This is a genomic window from Thermogemmatispora aurantia, from assembly GCF_008974285.1.
In the GTDB taxonomy this organism is placed as follows: domain Bacteria; phylum Chloroflexota; class Ktedonobacteria; order Ktedonobacterales; family Ktedonobacteraceae; genus Thermogemmatispora; species Thermogemmatispora aurantia.
Genome location: NZ_BKZV01000001.1, coordinates 1,210,214 through 1,226,536, shown reverse-complemented (window position 1 = coordinate 1,226,536; position 16,323 = coordinate 1,210,214). Strand labels below are relative to the sequence as shown.

Genomic DNA, 16,323 nt, shown 5'->3' with positions numbered 1-16,323 from the left:
CGCAACCGAGCTGCCACGGCGACTAGGGCCCGCTACCGGACGAGCCAACTTGTCGGACTAGTCTGCTGCCTGTGGGATGTGCCTGCTGCGGCTATGCTGGCGACTCAGCACCTGCTCTTTCAGGCAGCATGAGGCGAGCAGAGTCAAGAGGCTGATGAGGGCACTGGCGACGAAAGCCTGATGCAGGCTCTGCGCCAGCCCACTTTTCACGGCATTGAGCAGGGCTGCGTAGGCACGCAGGCCCTGTGGCCCGTAGGCGGCGAAGGCAGCGCGAATCCGTAGCAGGGTGTTACCGGGCGCGAGCAAGACCAGCGGATCATCGAAGATGCTGATGAGGCGTTCAGGCAGGGCTGTGCGCAGCGCCGCCGGCAGAGCGGCGTGAAAAGCCGGGACGTAGCTGGAGGTGACGATGCCTCCCAGAACAGCCAGACTGATGGTCCCTCCGAGCTGGCGGAAGAAAGCCAGTGCCGCTGTCGCCTGGCCAAGCTTATCCGGCAGTGCATTCTGCACAGCCGTCGTATAGACGGCCTGACCTGCTCCCATACCAATCCCCAGCACCAGCATAGCCATCAAGGCATCCACCCACTGTGAGCGCATGTTCAAGCGTAGCAGCAGCAGTGCGCCCAGCAGGGCGATCGCGGCCCCGGCGACCGCCTGCCATTTGTAGCGGCCCGTCAGGGAGAGCGATAGCCCGGTGGTCACCGCGCCGACGATAGCGGCTAGCGCCAGCGGGATAACCACCAGGCCGCTGTTAGTCGCCGAGCTGCCAATGACACCCTGGATGAAGAGCGGGATGTAGTAAGCGCTGCCCATCAGGGCAATATTGAGGCTGATCGTTACCAGAGAGGCGATGCCGAAAACGCGCGGGCTGCGGCGAAAAAGGCCTGGCTCAAAGATCGGTTCCTGCCCGCGGCGCTCCAGAGCAGCGGCGTGGAGCACAAGGACGGTCAGGAAAACGGCAGCTCCTGCCAACAGGGCGAGGATCTGCGGCGAGAGCCAGGCGTACTGATTGCCGGCCCAGGAGAAGGCGAGCAGCAGTGGCGCCGTGCCCAGCCCTACGAGCAGAGCACCGCCATAGTCGATAAAGACCCGCTCTACCCGTGGTCGCAGCGGAGGCATCAGCCAGAGTAGCGTGATCAGGGCCAGGCAGCCGATGGGTAGATTGACATAGAAGATCCAGCGCCAGGAAAGGTGGTCGGTCAGCCAGCCGCCGGCCAGTGGCCCCACGATGGCGGCCAGCGCGTAGACGCTGCCTGTCAGGCCCATCCATTTCCCGCGCTCGCGTGGCGGAAAGAGGTCGCCGATAACCGCGGAGGCAATGGGCTGAAGACCGCCGGCGCCGATGCCTTGAAGGGCACGGAAGACAATCAGCTGCGCCATTGACCGCGCCAGCCCGCTAAAGGCCGAACCGATCAGAAACACTACGATGCTGAAGAGAAAGATGAGCTTACGCCCCAATAGATCGGAAAGCTTCCCGTAGATGGGAATGGTGACCGTTGACGTCAGCAGGTAGGCGATACCAACCCAGGCGAGATCGGTGAAACCTTGAAGATCAGCGGCAATGTGCGGCAGCGCGGTGGCTACAATAGTTTGATCCAGCGTGGCCAGGAAGAGAATCAGCAGAATACCGCCGATGGTGGCGAGCGTTTGACGGCGGCTGTAGACTACAAGATCCTCCTGCTGCGCTGGGGATGGCGGTAGCGGTTGCTCCAGTTCAGGCTGCATAGTGGTAAGCCTTTCTCTGCTTACATCAGGACATCAGGACATACGATTTTAAGTATAGCGAACGCACCGGCTAGGTCTGCCGGCCTGACAACGATGCTCAGGGCTTCAGGATACGCAGCATCCGCTCGATGGAAGGCTGCACCTCGCTGTATTCATCCATGAACCAGGCGCCCGTAGCCAGACCCTGAAGCAGCGACCCGTAGAGCAGCGTCAGCTCTTCGGGGTCAGCCAGGACCACCTGGCCGGCCTGCTGGCCCTCAACGATCAGCTCGCGAAAGAAAGTGTACGACTCACGGATGTAGCGTCGTGCCAGCGCTCTGATCTCTTCAGGTACAGCCTCACTGATCAGCGTGTGCAGCACGACATGGACATAGGCCGGTCGACGACGCATGCCTTCCCACATGTAGGCTGTCAGACGATAGAGCTTCTCCCAGGGCGTGCCTGGCTGCTCGCGTAGCTCCTGCAGGCCAGTCAAGACCTGATCCAGAGCATTGGCGATCACGGCTTTCAAAAGCTCTTCCTTACTGGCAAAGTAGCGATAGATCAGACCCTGGCTGATCCCGCTGGCTGTGGCGATATCGCTGATGCGGGTCTCCGCCAGCCCTTTGCGCGCGAAGATCTCCGCGGCCACATTGAGGATCTGGCGACGGCGTTCATCGCGTATCTGTTGATTGGCTTGCTCGCTGCGTGGCATTAGCTGATCCTGCCAGAGAATATGCTGTGTAATATGCTGTGCCCGTGCACTGTGCTCGTGGTGGCCCTGATCTCAACTCGGCCCAGCACGAACTCGCGGCTGGATTATCGAATGAATAATCATTCATCCAACACATTGGAAAGTATAGCCTCCTTGCTGACCTCTGTCAAGAGGGCAGGGAGAGGAAGAGGCGAGGGCCTGGCAGGGTGGTGGCCGGGGCCACGGCAAGGAGGCAAGAGCGAAAGAGAGAGTCAGATAGGGACAGGCGGAAGCTAAGCGAGAGCGTCCAGCGAGTCATCCTCTGCTGAGGGGTGGATCACCTCCAGTTGGGCTCCGAGGGCGCGCAGCTTCTCATCCAGACGCTCATAGCCACGCTCGATATGCTCTACGCCATGCACCTCGGAAGTTCCCTCGGCGCAGAGGGCGGCCAGAATATAAGAGCAGCCAGCGCGGATATCGGGGATATCCAGGCGGGCGGCGCTCAGAGGTGTGGGGCCGCGGACCACGCAACTGTGCAAATACTGCTTTTCGCGGAAGCGGCAAGGCACTTCTCCCAGGCACTTGGTATAGAGACCGATATGGGCTCCCATTGTTTTAAGGGCGTGAGTGTAGCCGAAGCGGTCCTCATAGATCGTCTCATGCACCACTGAAATCCCGTCGGCCTGGGTCAGCAGGATGGTAAAGGGCTGTTGCCAGTCTGTCATGAAGCCCGGATGGACATCCGTTTCCAGGGCGATTGGCGGCGGAGGGCGATCATCCCCGATAAAGCGAATGCCTTCATCCTCCACCTCGAAGTGCAGGCCCATCTTGGACAACGTATTCAAGAAAGTCAGCAGTGTATCCTGCTGGGCGCCGCGCAGATAGATATCGCCTTTAGTCAAGTAGGCTGCGATGGCCAGCGAGACCGCCTCATTGCGATCGCTCAAGAGCGTATGGCGAGCCCCGCGCAGGCGTTGGACTCCTTCGATGACGATCCGGCGGTCCACCTTCTGCTCGATAATCGCGCCCATTTTCTGCAAGAACTTGATCAGGTCGATGATCTCTGGTTCGAGGGCGGCGTTCTCAATGATCGTCACGCCTCGGGCCAGCGAAGCCGTGATCAGAAAGTTCTCAGTGGCCATCACGCTAGGAAAAGGCAAGCGAATAGTGGCCCCGTGGAGGCCGCGGGGAGCGCTCATATAGTAGCGTCCGCCCAGCTCCACGATCGTTGCGCCCATCTGTTGCAGGCCGTTGAGATGGAAATCGATCGGGCGGGCCCCGATCCGGTCACCGCCGGGGAGAGGGATATCGGCCTCGCCGCAACGATGCAGCAGAGGGCCGACCGTCAGGATCGCCATACGATTCAGGCCGCCGATGGTCGCGGAGACTGAAGTTGAGTGGATCGCCGGGGTTCTGATCGAGAGCAGATGCTCCTGCTCATCGAGTGTCACCTCGGAACCCATCTCCTGGCAGAGACTGAGGGTCAGGTAGAGATCGCCGATAAGCGGCACATTGCGCAGCGTGCAGGGTTCCTCGGTCAACAGCGAAGCGATTGTCATCTTGGTGACAGCGTTCTTGGCCCCGCTGACCGTGACCTCGCCGTGGAGGGGAGTCCCGCCGCGGATCAGATAATAGGGAGCAGCCTTTGCGATGTCCGTCATGGATAGAGGGGTCTCCTTACCTGCTTACGAGCATTGCCCGGGGCCGTCCATAACCAGCGCAGGGCATTGAGGCGGGAAGGGGGGTGTACCACATGACCCGAGCGTGCTCGTTTCCATCCTCGTCCAAATGGTAACCAGCCTGGCCAGCGCTGGCGTTCGCTGTCCGCGGCTGTCGTGGCTGGCAAGTGAGGGCTGCCCAGAGGACCAGCGGCCTCGCCGTGCTCGATAGCATCGAGGAGGTCGAGCACGTAATTGACGCTCTGTGCTACTCCCTCGACCATCAGATAGCCGCTGGGCTTGACGGCATCGCCCACCAGGAAGAGGCCCTGTAAAGGTGTGACCGGCGAGAGATCTCTCCCCTGGGCCAGGCGATTCACCGGCCACTCGCCTCGATAGACGCTCATCGTCAGAATACGGCAGTGTCGTTCAAAGGTTTCCCCGAAGAGTCTGCGCAGATCGGCGATAGCCAACGCTTTCTCTTCTTCAATATTCTCGCTCTGGAGCACCTGGTGCGTAATGAGCAAATGCTTGCCAGGAGGAGCCAGGCGAGGATCGCAGTTCGTTGGCTGGACAATGCCGGCGATGCGCTGTGTGTCCAGGCAATACATGATCCCGCGATGTGGGATCAAAGAAACATCGCTGAGCACGTGGACTTTCAGCCCCACCGCTTCGCGGTAAGCGGGTGGTGCCTCGCTGGCTGCCGCTATGGCCTGGGCTGCCTCGCGCTGCTGCTTGAGCAGCTCGGCCTGGCGTACCTGGCGATTTTCGACCAGAGCGGTTGTTGCGCGAGGACCGATGTCGCTAACTACCAGGGGGGCAGAGAGCAGCAGCTCATCACCGGTTGCCTTGTTGCGGGCGCGCACGCCTGTCACGCGCCCATCGGCATGCAGAATCTGCAGCACCTCATGGCTCAGCAACACAGCGGCTCCCCGCTCGCGCAAACGGCGCTCTAGCTCGGCTACCAGCGCCCCACAGCCGCCCTCGACGATGCCGGGCGCGCCGTAGCGGAACATGTTCTTGGTCGTGGCAATGACCTCAGCCGTTGAGACCTGGTGCAGCTCCAGGCTGAGAGCGAAACGGGCAATGCGCTCGAAGAAGGCCACCAGCTCGCGGTTTTGCTCGACATTGATATGGCGTGCCAGCCAGGCGCTAAAAGGTAAATCGCTCTCGCTGGCGGGCAGCGGGCGGAAAAACATCAGATAGCCCAGGCGGAGAAACCAGAAGAACTGGCGCGGGCCTAGAAAGCGATAGACACCGAGGAGGCCGCGAGCGCGCACCTGACGACCATGCACGTGAAAGGAGCCGAAGACATCGGCGTCCAAGAGGCGATGAGGAATGTGCAAGCGCCGCAGGGTGCGGGCCAGCACCCCGCTGCTGCCAAAGGGCACCATGTGCACAGCTCCGGTGCTGACCTGCACTCCTTTAAAGGTCTTGGCCGTAAAGCGTCCACCGCAGTGATCAAGCCGCTCCAGCAGAGCTACACTCTTGCCGCGCTGCAGCAGTTGAGCGGCGCTAAGCAACCCCCCCAGGCCAGCGCCGATGACGATGGCGTCGTAGTGAGCTTCCTGCATTTTTCTGAGAAAAGGCTCAATTCACTATGATTTGATGCTATTATCGCTCTTCCCCAATGAGAGCGCGCAATAGAGTATTGCACTCAGCAAGCGTATTGAGTACGCTCTGATGGATCTGGAAGACTTTGTTCAGCTCGCGGGCTTTGCGGGCAAGGCGTGTAACATACTCGATATCGCGCGGATTATTGGTGACGTCTTCCATCAGCTGGATCAGCTCGGACCAGGCCAGTGCCTCACGGCTGCGGGCCACATCGGCGATCGTTTGATCCATGCGTTCGGCCACGCGGCGGACGCCGGCGCGCAGCTGATTAGCCGTCTGAGCGATTTCGGCCTCGTGGTTGCGCAGGGCCTCCTGGGTCGCGTTCAGCTGCTCTTGGAGGGCTGAGACCTGACCATCGAGGGTTGCCAGGGCTGCCATCAGGGAAGACATATCCGGCAGAGCGGGTAGAGGCAGGCTAGTCAGGCGATTGAAGGTGACGCCATCGGCGGAGCTAGAAGCAGGAGGCTGGACGACATCTGCGGCGGCAGAAGCGGGAGCCACTGGCTCTGACTCGCGCGCGGAGCTGGCTGCGACAGGCTCTGCCACGGTCGCGCTGCTGGAGCCACTCTCGCTGCTGGGGGTCACAGGTGGGATGGACGAGATTGAGCCGCTGCCGGCCACCACTGCAGGAGACAATTCACCCTCCGTGCGTGTCACAAACTGGTCCATCGAGCTGGCCGTCAGACTGCTATCCTCGCGCGTCCGATAGGTCATCTCCCCCGGTTGAATGCTGATGGTAGGCAGTTCATCGACGCTGACGGCAGGAGCCTGGAAGATCAGCTCATGCTCGCCGATACCAATGTGGTCGCCATCCTTCAAGGTGTAAGGAACCAGCTCCTCAAGCTGTTGTCCGTTGACGAAGGTCCCGTTAGCGCTCCGCTCGTCGCGCAGGATATACTGTCCATTTTCGTAGCGGACAGTTGCGTGGCGACGCGAGGTAAGCTTATCCTTGGAGAGGAGAATATCGCTGGTTGGAGCGCGTCCGATCGTAATTTCCTCTTTATCAAGGGTATATTCCTGGATTACCTCGCCGCTTTCTGACTTCAGGATAAAGCGGGCAGGGTTGTTAATTTTTGGCGTCGCCGTGGCCACTGCCGCTTCAGGGCTCGCGGCAGGCTGAGCTGGAGAGGGTGACAGCTCTGTTGGTGCAGATGGAGAAGCAGGAATAGTAGCATTGGGCCAGCCTCCGCCGGACAAAGACGGCGGCTGTGGACCAGGAGCCGCAGCTCCCCACTCATCTTGAGCTGGCATAGTTGCATCGCCCCCGGAGAGCGGGGTCTGGGCCGGCTCATAGGCGGGAGCGGAGGAAAGCAGCGGCTGACCACAACTCAAGCAGAAGCGATCCCCGGGCCGCGTTTCTGCACCACAACGGGGGCACTTGTCCATAATAGATCTCCTCCCTTTGCTAGCACGTAGGCTTTGCTTTTGTGCTCCTCGTATACCTCACAGGAGTATTTAGCGCACTCGCAAAACTGCTGCCATTATACCAGAAGTGGTCACCGCGCGTCGAGCGGGTACACAAGCGAGAGCAGGAGAGAAACTGCTCGCCCGTAGATCCGCTAGCTCGCTAGGACAGCTGTTGCTACCAGAACAGGCGCCTGAACACCTCATGAATAAGGTGACGCACAAAGAGGTAGATCAGGAAGAGCGTGACGACAATCAGGCCGACGAAGCAGAAGAAGAGGCCGCGCAGTCCGGGAATGAACCAGGCCAGCAGGCCCAAGGCCACCAGAGCGGCTAAAGTGCCGCCAGCAATGAAGAGCAGGATCAGCCCCGCTTGCTTGAGGGACTGCTGACCTGGCAAAACGCTTGCCAGCTGGAGCGCTGAATCCGGCATAGGCTGTACTGGCTGAACTGCTGACGGATCTCCCCAGCCCGTGGCCCTGTTTCCCTGTGCGCTGGCTAGTGCGGCTGGAGGGGAGAGCGAGGCGCCGCAGTTGGTACAAAAGCGCGCCTGCGGGTCTCCGGGCTGGCCGCAGTAGGAACAAGTACCTGGAATCTGCATATTCCTGACTCCTTTCCTAGCGAGAGGACGTGCTCGAAACGGGGCCACCTCGGGACCTGCTTTCCCCCAATGGGGTCGAAGATTTCCTTGATGGTTGTTTCTGCGCTCGTACTCTGGTCTTAACTTAGCGAGCACGCTGTCTGCAAGGCCCTGGCTTGCCTCTTCCTTCTTCCCTCTCGCTCTACCTTGCAGCAGCAGCGAAGGCTCTTCAAGAGAGAGGCACCCAGGCCACATCGGGTTGCAGCGTATCAAAAAACTGTTTCAGCGCCTTCTCATCGCCGGGCGCCGAAAAAACGATGCTGGTCTCGCCACGTACCCCGGAACAAATCTGGTTCGGCGTCCGCGTCGGTGTTGGACTCGCCTGGGCTGTGGGGCTGGCCTTTGTCTGAGGGCGAGCCGTGGCCGTGGGAGTCACGGGAGAGGCTGTGCACTGGAATAGCGACTTCTGGTTACGGTGCGGCGCCTCTGAGAGGCTGATAGCGCTTCCATCCGGCAACAGATACGAGATCGAGAAGTTACCTCCAAAAATAGGGTCGTGGACTGTGCCAAGGGCGCTTACCAAGCAAGTGCGAGCAGGCAGGCGTGGAGGAAGGTAGACAGTGAAGCCGAGCAAAGGCTGAACCTGCTCCCAACCCGTAAGTGTGCGTGGGCCGCTGCTGGCAGCCGTGGCCTGAGCAGTGGCGGTGGCGGTCGTCGTCGCTGTAGCGGTGGAGGCTGATGGTGAGACAGTTGCCCCCTCATCACGGAACAGCATCGAAGGCTTACCGCACCAATGGAGTTGATTCAACGCGACAGTTGCTGCAGTGGGAGTGTTGGTTGCAGATTGAGGTGTATTGCCGCCCAACAGACCAGAACAGGCAGCTGTCAGTGATCCCGTCAGGATCACCAGGGCCAGGAGTAGGAGCCAGCCATGTCGATGCTGCGGCGAATGAGCAATCTGTGCCGAGCGCAATAATGCTTTCATGAGCATCATCGAGCAGCCGGCTCCTCTCCCTGATGGCCTGCGGACCAGGGGGTCAGGAGCAGAGCGGCTGCCTCTCCTTTCTATCCTCTCCTCAAGGGATTGCAGCGTGGCAGCGACTAGAGCCTGAACAAGGACGTCGCGCTCTCCCTTACTCACTCTTCCTCCCTGAAAGGCGCACTGTGAAGAGGGAAAGCCAAGAGCACGCGCCTTCGTTGCACTGCTCTATCGTGCGAGCCTGTTATGCTATCCAGGCCAGGTATCAGAAACGGGGCAGGGTGAGCAGCCAGATAAGAGCAGGGGCATCTGAGCGGCGTATGAGTGGGGGAGGAGGGCTGTCATCCCCCAGCTCTGGTGACAGCTGGGTGAGCGAGGTGGAGCGGGAAGGGCGTTGCCTGAGTGCATGAGGCACGCCTCGCCTCTAGGCCCTCGCTTCCCAACGACAACAGGACTTTTTTCCTTGCTCACAAGAGCACCCTGCGCGCTTTGAACCCAGTATATATTACTGGTAAAGGAATTCCTATGGTCTGCTTCTCATCTGGTACCAAAAGAGGGCTTTACAGCCTTTTGGTTTAGTGCTACCATTACCCTCTGCTATTCAGGAATACGTTCATCCGGGTGTTTTTTGTCCTACTCATCCGACCCTTGTACTACCAGCGTAGGGCTGGGCACCCCTCTAGCTGCCGAATTGTTTCTGATGATCCAGGCCTGTGACCTGGCATTTCTATGCCCGAACGAAGCAAATCAGGGCGAACTGACGCAGCCTGAAGGCAGAGACGAACTGCGTATGAGGTGAGAGCCGGTGAATGCAAGACAGATCTGGAAAGCGACACTGGAGCAGATACAGACCCGGGTCCAGCCGTCCGTCTACGATACCTGGTTCAGCGGTACGGTGGGTCTCTCGTTCGACGAGAACGTCTTTATGGTAGGGGTGCCCTCGGCCTTTGCCAAGGCTCAAATGGAAGTCCGCTTTATCGAGATGATCCGCTCCCTCCTCTCGGAGGCGACTGGCTGTCAGCCCGAGGTGCGCTTTGTGGTTACTAAGGGTTCGACGGTCAATGAGGAGTTACAGGCATTGGAGCAGGAGGCCGCTCTGGGTGAGGGACCTACCCAGCGTTTGAAACGCGCGTATCGCGCACCCAGACATCGCCCGGCCTTACGGGCGAAGCTCGATTCGTCTTCACCGGCGATTGTGATGACGTCTCATGCCCCCTCTAGCGCTCGCCCGGTTCCCCATCGCGCCGAAGCCCATGAGGAGGAGCAGGAACAGGCTGCCATCTTTCTTGGATATGAGCGCTCTGCCGAGGAGAAGACTGGCGGCGGCGAACAGGAGCATCTCTTTACTCCCATTGAAGGCGGTAGTATGCTGAATCCTCGCTATACCTTCGATACCTTCATTGTCGGCAAGTCGAACCGCCTGGCTCATGCCGCCTCAAAGGCAGTCGCCGAGCGCCCCGGCTATGTCTACAATCCACTCTTCCTCTATGGGGGGGTAGGGCTGGGTAAGACCCATCTGCTTCATGCCATTGGACATCATGGTGAGGCTGCGGGCCTGAGCGTTCTTTACACGACCTCTGAAAAGTTCACGAATGAAATTATCAACGCTATTCGCTTTCAGAAAACGGAGGAGTTCCGCGCGAAGTATCGCCAGATCGATATTCTGCTGGTCGACGATATTCAGTTCATCGCTGGCAAGGAATCGACAGAAGAGGAGTTCTTTCATACCTTTAACGCGCTCTACGATTCTAATAAGCAGATCGTAGTGACCAGTGATCGCCCCCCCAAGGCGATTGTGAGCCTGCAGGATCGCCTGCGCTCGCGCTTTGAATGGGGGTTGTTGGCCGATATTCAGCCGCCTGATTATGAGCATCGCCAGGCGATCTTGCGCTCCAAGGCTGAGTCGATGCGTTTCCAGGTCCCTCCGGCGGTCATCGATTATATCGCTCGTCCCGAATGTCGCAGCGTTCGTGAGCTGGAAGGGGCCTTGAAGCGTGTGATCGCCTATGCCACCTTGCATCAGGAGCCTCTCACGGTCAGTCTGGCCGCCAAAGCTCTGGAGCATATCTATAACAGCAAGCCGCCGGCAACCTTAACGGTGCGCGAGGTCCTGGAGGGTGTCTGTCGCTACTATAATGTCGATCCCGAGCAGTTGCGAGGCAAGGCTCGCGATCGAGAGATCGTCTGGCCGCGTCAGGTGGCGATGTATGTGATGCGCGAGCAGACCGATGCTTCGCTGCTCCAGATTGGCGCCGAGCTAGGTGGACGTGACCATACGACGATTATGCATGGCTGGGAGAAGGTGCAGGCGGAGATGGCTACCAATGACCGCGTGCGTCGGGAGATCGCGGCGGTCATCGAGACAATCGAACAGTCTAGAATAGATCTGCGGCGCCTCTGATCTCCCTCCAAGCTCGCCTGCTGATTGGCCCGGTGCTGTCTGATCGGTGAGCGAAGCAAGCTGATGCCCAGGTACTGCATCAGAGCCGTGACGGAAAGTGGCAGCCAGATCGGCGATATCGTGTGCTGACCTCTTCTTTCTGACCACACGATGCCGCCGGTCTGGCCCTATTTTTGGATCTTGGCGACTGTATCAGCGATCTCCAAGAGGAGGCGACCTGAACTACAAGCCATTGTGATGTTCCTCGCTCTGACAGTGACAGATCTGCCCACAAGGACAGTGAGTGATCTGTCCACTTGCCCGGTGCGTGCTCCCCGTGACGCGCCTATGATCGGTCTCGCGTGTGAGTGCTTCAACAAGCAAGGAGGTTCGTGATCTATGATGTCTTCTTCTCTGAGCGCTGACCGTATCGGGCTGATCACTGGGGCCTCGCGCGGCTTGGGGCTAGCTCTGGCCCGTGAGCTGGCGCGTGCGGGCTGGCGACTCATTATCGATGCGCGCACTGCCGGAGAGCTGGAGCAAGCGCGGGCCGAGCTGGCCCGCTGGAGCGAGGTTGTGGCTACTACTGGCGATGTCAGCGATCCTGAGCACCAGCAGGCTCTGACCAGCGCTGTGGCGCGCTGGGGGAAGCTTGACCTGCTGGTCAATAACGCCAGTATTCTTGGTCCCAGTCCCCAGCCATTTCTGCTGGAATATCCTCTAGAGATTCTAGAGCAAGTCTATCGTGTCAATACTCTTTCGCCTCTTTCTCTCATCCAGAGAGTGCGGCGCTATCTCTCATCCAAAGCCTGTATCATCAATATTACGAGCGATGCGGCGCGTGAGCCATATCCAGGCTGGGGTGGCTATGGCTCAAGCAAAGCGGCGCTGGAGCAGCTGACTATTATCCTGGCTGTGGAGCAGCCGCAGTGGCGGGTTTACCTGGTTGACCCTGGAGACATGAGGACGCGGCTGCATCAGGAGGCTTTCCCGGGAGAGGATATCAGTGATCGGCCACCTCCAGAGGTGAGTGTGCCAGGCTTGCTGGCCTTGATTAAAGGAGACTATCCCTCTGGGCGCTATCTGGCGCGTGAGGTGAAAGCGTGATTCCGGCGATGGTTGCAGGCTGACTATGCAGAAGGACGATAGGTGTCTATGAGCGGATTAGAAGAGAGCTGGCGTGGACAGCGTCCAGAGAGTGGGGGGCGTGTGAGGGAAGCTGCTCCTCAAGCTGGTTCTAAATGGTCATGGCAGACGGTTGAGCGGGATCTGACTGCTTTGTCGTTTGAGCTACCGTCTCAGCTGGAAGCCGGAGAGCCGCCCGAGGCGCGTGGCCTGGCGCGCGACGAGGTGCGTTTGCTGGTCTCCTATCGCAGCGACAATCGCCTGGTGCATGCGCGCTTTCGCGAGCTGCCGGCTTTTCTCAGGCGAGGCGACGTGCTGGTGATTAATACCAGTGGCATGATGAAAGCCGCCCTGCCGGCTGAGCGAGCCGGCGGAGATCCGTTAGAGCTGCATCTCTCGACCTGTCTGCCGGCAGGTCTCTGGGTAGTTGAGGTCCGGCGGCCTCTCTCTCAAGGCTCGCAGCCCTTTTCCGGCCTCGAACCTGGTGAGGTGCTGATGCTGCCGCAAGGGGGGCGGGCGGTGCTGCATACCCCCTACGGGCGTAACTCGCGCGCTAAAGCTGCCGCTCAGCTGCGTCTCTGGGTGGCCACGTTGGAGTTGCCGGCGCCGCTTGAGATCTATCTGGAACACTATGGCTTTCCGATTCGCTATGGCTATGTACGGCAGGAGTGGCCAATCGACTATTATCGGTCGGTGTTTGTCACAGAGGTGGGCAGCGCGGAGATGCCCTCGGCCAGCCGTCCTTTTACGCCTGAACTGGTCACGCGGCTGGTAGCGGAGGGGGTTCAGTTCGCTCCCCTGCTGCTTCATACGGGGGTAGCCAGCCTGGAGGCGCATGAGCCGCCCTACGAGGAGTACTATCGGGTGCCCGCTGAGAGTGCTGAGTTGGTCAATGCGGCTCTCCGGCAGGGACGGCGAGTCATCGCCATAGGGACAACGCCGATGCGGGCCCTCGAGACGGTAGCCGATCAGTATGGGGTCGTGCATCCAGGTGAGGGCTGGACGGATCTGGTGATTACTCCACAGCGGGGGGTGCGTGTGGTCGGTGGGCTGCTGACAGGCTTCCATGAGCCGCGTGCCTCGCATCTGGCGCTCTTAGAGGCGCTGGCTGGACGCGAGCATCTGGAGCGGGCCTATGCTGCGGCACTGCAGGAGGGCTATCTCTGGCATGAGTTTGGCGACGTGCATCTGATCCTGCCTTGAGCAGGGGACGGCTGAGACCTGCGGTGCCTGCTGTACTTGACGAGAGGCTGGTGCAGGCAGCCAGAGCCCGACAAGCGCGGCGACCAGGGAGAGCTTCGGCTCAGCCAACGGCGCAACGGCAGCAGACTATGCTGCTGCTCTCTTGCTTAAGCGGACCGCACGCGCTTGTCGGGCCTCTGTTTTGAACGCCTGGCTTACTCCTGCTGAGGCGCCTGGCTCTGGCGAACTGCAGTCACTAACCAGTGATAAAGTCTTTCCATGTCAGGCGTGAGCTGATCACGCGCAATGAAGGGATAGACAGGACGGTTGTACTCGTAGCCTTTGCGAGCGCTGGAGGTAACGGTGGCCTGCCAGCCTAGGGACGCCAGGAGAGCGACGGGGTCATCGATGGTACCGATCCAGGGCACACCGAGCCGGGCGACGCGCTCGATGCGCTGCTGTGTGAGCGGAGAGGTAGTCATAGCGCTATGAATGGCATCAAATGCTAGCCAACTGTGGGGAGCGCTGAGGCTGCTCATCAGCTCAAGGAGCTGAAGGATGGCCTTGTGAGGTAAGTAGAAGAGCAGTCCCTCGATGAGCCAGAGCGAAGGGCGAGAAGGATCATAGCCGGCCTCAAGTAAGCATGTGGGCCAGGAGTCCTCGATCAGATCGACGGCGACTAGGCGGCGTTGGCAGCCTGGCTGGGCGCGTTGAGCCTGTAGGATGCCCTCTTTGTAGCGCAGCAGGTCGGGCTGGTCCAGTTCGAACAGGACGGTGTCCGCTGGCCAGGATAAGCGGAAAGCGCGGGTATCGAGGCCACAGGCGGGCATAACAATCTGACGGATGCTCCATTGATTGACGGTGCGCTGCAGGAACTCATCGAAAAAGCGGGTACGGACGATGATGCTGCCGCCGGCGTCTTCGAGCTGGTGAAAACGCCGTTCTCCCTCGGCTCCGGCCAACTTGGCGGCCCAGGGATCATGGAAGAGGCAATCTGGTCGCTGACTCTCATGAGCGCGCGCAGCGGCTGTCATATAGGCTGTGTGTCCTATCGATGCTTTCTGGGTCGGGGTGAGGCTGTGCTCTACCATAGCTAGGATTGATCCTTTCCAGAACAAGGCTCTTTGCCGGTAGCGTGATTGAGCGTTAGGTTGTGGCCAGGCTTCTGGCGGTTCGGTTATGGTTTCGCGATAACGACCAGTAGCCGCCAGGAGCGACTGAGTATTGCTCAGAATGAGCCTGAACTAGATCGGTGGAGTAAAGCCCTGCAGAGCCTGGGCAGCAGTTTGGGTATCGACCAGCGTGGAGAAAGGAGGAATCTTCTTGACCGCGCCGGTTTGCAACGCGAAGTTGGCGGTGACGTTATAACCCTGCTCATTGACGATTGGCGTGCTAGCATAGGATGCACGCAGATGCTGAGCAGCGGCGGTGGCAGTCTTATCGTCGATGTGGGTGTACTTCTGTAAGATCCTGATAGCCTGGTCGGGGTATTTCTGAATGAAGGCCAGGGCCATCGCCATAGCGCGTACAAGGGCCTTGAAGGTGTTGGGCTTGGCGCGGATGAGGCTGGCTTTGGCGTAGAAGACGGAGTTGAGTTGTCCCTGCATTTGAGGAACATCGCCGCGCAAAGGACTGATGAAGATACGCCCCAGGCCCTGGGTTTCGATGGCCTCGCCGACGGGCTTATAGAAGCTGAGAGCGTCGACGCGGCCTGTCTTCAAGGCTGCCACTGCCGCCGAGACGTTGTTGCCAACGGCTACAAGGGTAGCGGCCTTATTGACATCCAGGCCAAAGAGGTGGAAGAGGTAGCTGACGAAGGCGCCGGTCTGGCCGGTAGAAGAGATGACGCCGATCTTCTTGCCGACGAGGGCTTTGACTTTGGCCTCCAGGGAACTGCTCTCGGAGAGGCCGGTCTGCTGCAGGAACTTGTTGCTAACGGTGATATCGTTGGGAAAAGCCACTTGCAGCTGACCAAGCACTTTGACATCCGGGTCGACCTGAGAGACGAGGAAGGCTTCGGTCAGCAGGCCGCCGACGGCCACGTCGATGGCGCCGGAGTGGATGGCCTCGGCCATTTGGGGACTGGTCGGTTCAAGCTGGAAGGGAGTGGGGTAGACAGTGAGGCCCTGGACCTGGAAGTAGCCTTTGTCAAGTGCCACCAGATCAGGCAAGAAAGGAGCGGACAGGCTGTCTACTGCGACTTTTAATCTCATGTTATCCTGACTGTGGCCGCTGGGTGACGGGGGGGAGCTGGTGCCGCCACAGGCACTGGTAGCGAACAGAATCAAGACCAGGATCAGCGTAGGCAGCGAGAAGCTGCAACGTGTAAGTAGCCGCTGCTGTTGCCAGTACATGGGTAAGTCCTCCCTGTGAGTGGCTTGCCAGGCAAGCGGTGCTGTGGACTGCGTACGGACATGCTCCAGAGATTGCCGGCAGACTAGGCTTGCTGTAGGCTGCTCCAATGGAGCTGAGAGCAGCCTGGGACCGGCAACGGCACAGAGCGCTGCTGATGATCACCGAGTTATCCATAAGCAACAACACGTATGCATGCTCATCGGCGAGGGAGAAGGACGAGGCTATGGGGCTGATCATTGTCGCCTGCAGAGAGCAGTCCGCTCGATCAAACCCAGAGCGAATTTCTCTCGCGCTTGGCCAGCAATCGCCGGTGTCGCTTCTCAAAAGCAGGCCGTGCCCATCGCAGCTATCAACGTAACTGGGTGGGTGCGGCCTGCAAGCTTCAATGTGATGGTAGCTAGGAGCTAAGAGCCATTAAACGTTCGGAGTAAAGCCCTGCATCGCTTGAGCGGCAATCTGGGTGTCAACCAAAGAAGAGAAAGGAGGGATCTTCTTGGCGATACCGGTGTCCTGGGCGAAAGAGGCAGTCACGTTATACGCCTGTTGATCAACGATAGGAGAAGATGGGTAGGAGCTGCGAAGATCCTGCATGACAGCGGTAGCGGCCTGATCGCTGATATGGGTATACTTTTGCAAGATCTTGGCAGC

Annotated in this window: 13 protein-coding genes; 3 read left to right on the top strand and 10 right to left on the bottom strand. The window is 59.6% G+C overall.

Annotation, left to right across the window (positions count from 1 at the left end; translation table 11 throughout):
- Positions 1-57 precede the first annotated feature (57 nt).
- The 7 genes from KTAU_RS04775 to KTAU_RS04745 all read right to left on the bottom strand — a co-directional run bounded on the left by KTAU_RS04775 (position 58) and on the right by KTAU_RS04745 (position 8,648).
- Positions 58-1,725, bottom strand: coding sequence for an MDR family MFS transporter (locus KTAU_RS04775; RefSeq protein WP_151727261.1), 1,668 nt, complete (start codon positions 1,723-1,725; stop codon positions 58-60).
- A gap of 97 nt (positions 1,726-1,822) precedes the next feature.
- Positions 1,823-2,419, bottom strand: coding sequence for a TetR/AcrR family transcriptional regulator (locus KTAU_RS04770; RefSeq protein ID WP_151727260.1), 597 nt, complete (start codon positions 2,417-2,419; stop codon positions 1,823-1,825).
- Positions 2,420-2,691: 272 nt separating this feature from the next.
- Positions 2,692-4,059 carry a UDP-N-acetylglucosamine 1-carboxyvinyltransferase gene (murA, locus tag KTAU_RS04765; protein WP_151727259.1) on the bottom strand — a complete coding sequence of 456 codons (1,368 nt, stop codon included), beginning with the start codon at positions 4,057-4,059 and terminating at the stop codon, positions 2,692-2,694.
- Entirely contained in the window at positions 4,056-5,630 is a 1,575-nt protein-coding gene (locus KTAU_RS04760) for a phytoene desaturase family protein (RefSeq protein ID WP_151727258.1), read from the bottom strand. The genes murA and KTAU_RS04760 overlap by 4 nt, the downstream gene beginning before the upstream one ends.
- 40 nt (positions 5,631-5,670) lie before the next feature.
- Positions 5,671-7,056, bottom strand: coding sequence for an FHA domain-containing protein (locus KTAU_RS04755; protein ID WP_151727670.1), 1,386 nt, complete (start codon positions 7,054-7,056; stop codon positions 5,671-5,673).
- Positions 7,057-7,252: 196 nt separating this feature from the next.
- The gene (locus tag KTAU_RS04750) at positions 7,253-7,507 is read right to left on the bottom strand and encodes a hypothetical protein (protein WP_151727257.1); all 255 of its coding nucleotides are present in this window, start codon (positions 7,505-7,507) and stop codon (positions 7,253-7,255) included.
- Positions 7,508-7,883: 376 nt separating this feature from the next.
- Positions 7,884-8,648, bottom strand: a complete 765-nt coding sequence (locus KTAU_RS04745) for a hypothetical protein (protein WP_151727256.1) — start codon at positions 8,646-8,648, stop codon at positions 7,884-7,886.
- A gap of 790 nt (positions 8,649-9,438) precedes the next feature.
- On the opposite strand from KTAU_RS04745, the gene dnaA reads away from it, so the two are divergent.
- The 3 genes from dnaA to KTAU_RS04730 all read left to right on the top strand — a co-directional run bounded on the left by dnaA (position 9,439) and on the right by KTAU_RS04730 (position 13,341).
- Positions 9,439-11,034 carry a chromosomal replication initiator protein DnaA gene (dnaA, locus tag KTAU_RS04740; protein WP_151727255.1) on the top strand — a complete coding sequence of 532 codons (1,596 nt, stop codon included), beginning with the start codon at positions 9,439-9,441 and terminating at the stop codon, positions 11,032-11,034.
- A 378-nt stretch (positions 11,035-11,412) separates the two neighbouring features.
- Positions 11,413-12,120 (top strand): SDR family oxidoreductase, encoded by a 708-nt coding sequence (locus KTAU_RS04735; protein ID WP_170293064.1) that lies wholly within the window; start codon positions 11,413-11,415, stop codon positions 12,118-12,120.
- A gap of 48 nt (positions 12,121-12,168) precedes the next feature.
- Positions 12,169-13,341, top strand: coding sequence for an S-adenosylmethionine:tRNA ribosyltransferase-isomerase (locus KTAU_RS04730; RefSeq protein ID WP_151727254.1), 1,173 nt, complete (start codon positions 12,169-12,171; stop codon positions 13,339-13,341).
- 194 nt (positions 13,342-13,535) lie between these two features.
- On the opposite strand, the gene KTAU_RS04725 is transcribed toward KTAU_RS04730, so the two are convergent.
- From KTAU_RS04725 to KTAU_RS21475, 3 genes are all read right to left on the bottom strand, one after another.
- A complete protein-coding gene (locus KTAU_RS04725) occupies positions 13,536-14,411 on the bottom strand; it encodes an SAM-dependent methyltransferase (protein WP_151727253.1) in 876 nt (291 codons plus the stop codon).
- 153 nt (positions 14,412-14,564) lie between these two features.
- The gene (locus KTAU_RS04720) at positions 14,565-15,674 is read right to left on the bottom strand and encodes an ABC transporter substrate-binding protein (protein WP_151727252.1); all 1,110 of its coding nucleotides are present in this window, start codon (positions 15,672-15,674) and stop codon (positions 14,565-14,567) included.
- Positions 15,675-16,089: 415 nt separating this feature from the next.
- On the bottom strand, positions 16,090-16,323 hold a 234-nt coding region (locus tag KTAU_RS21475; RefSeq protein ID WP_170293063.1), incomplete at its 5' end, for a hypothetical protein.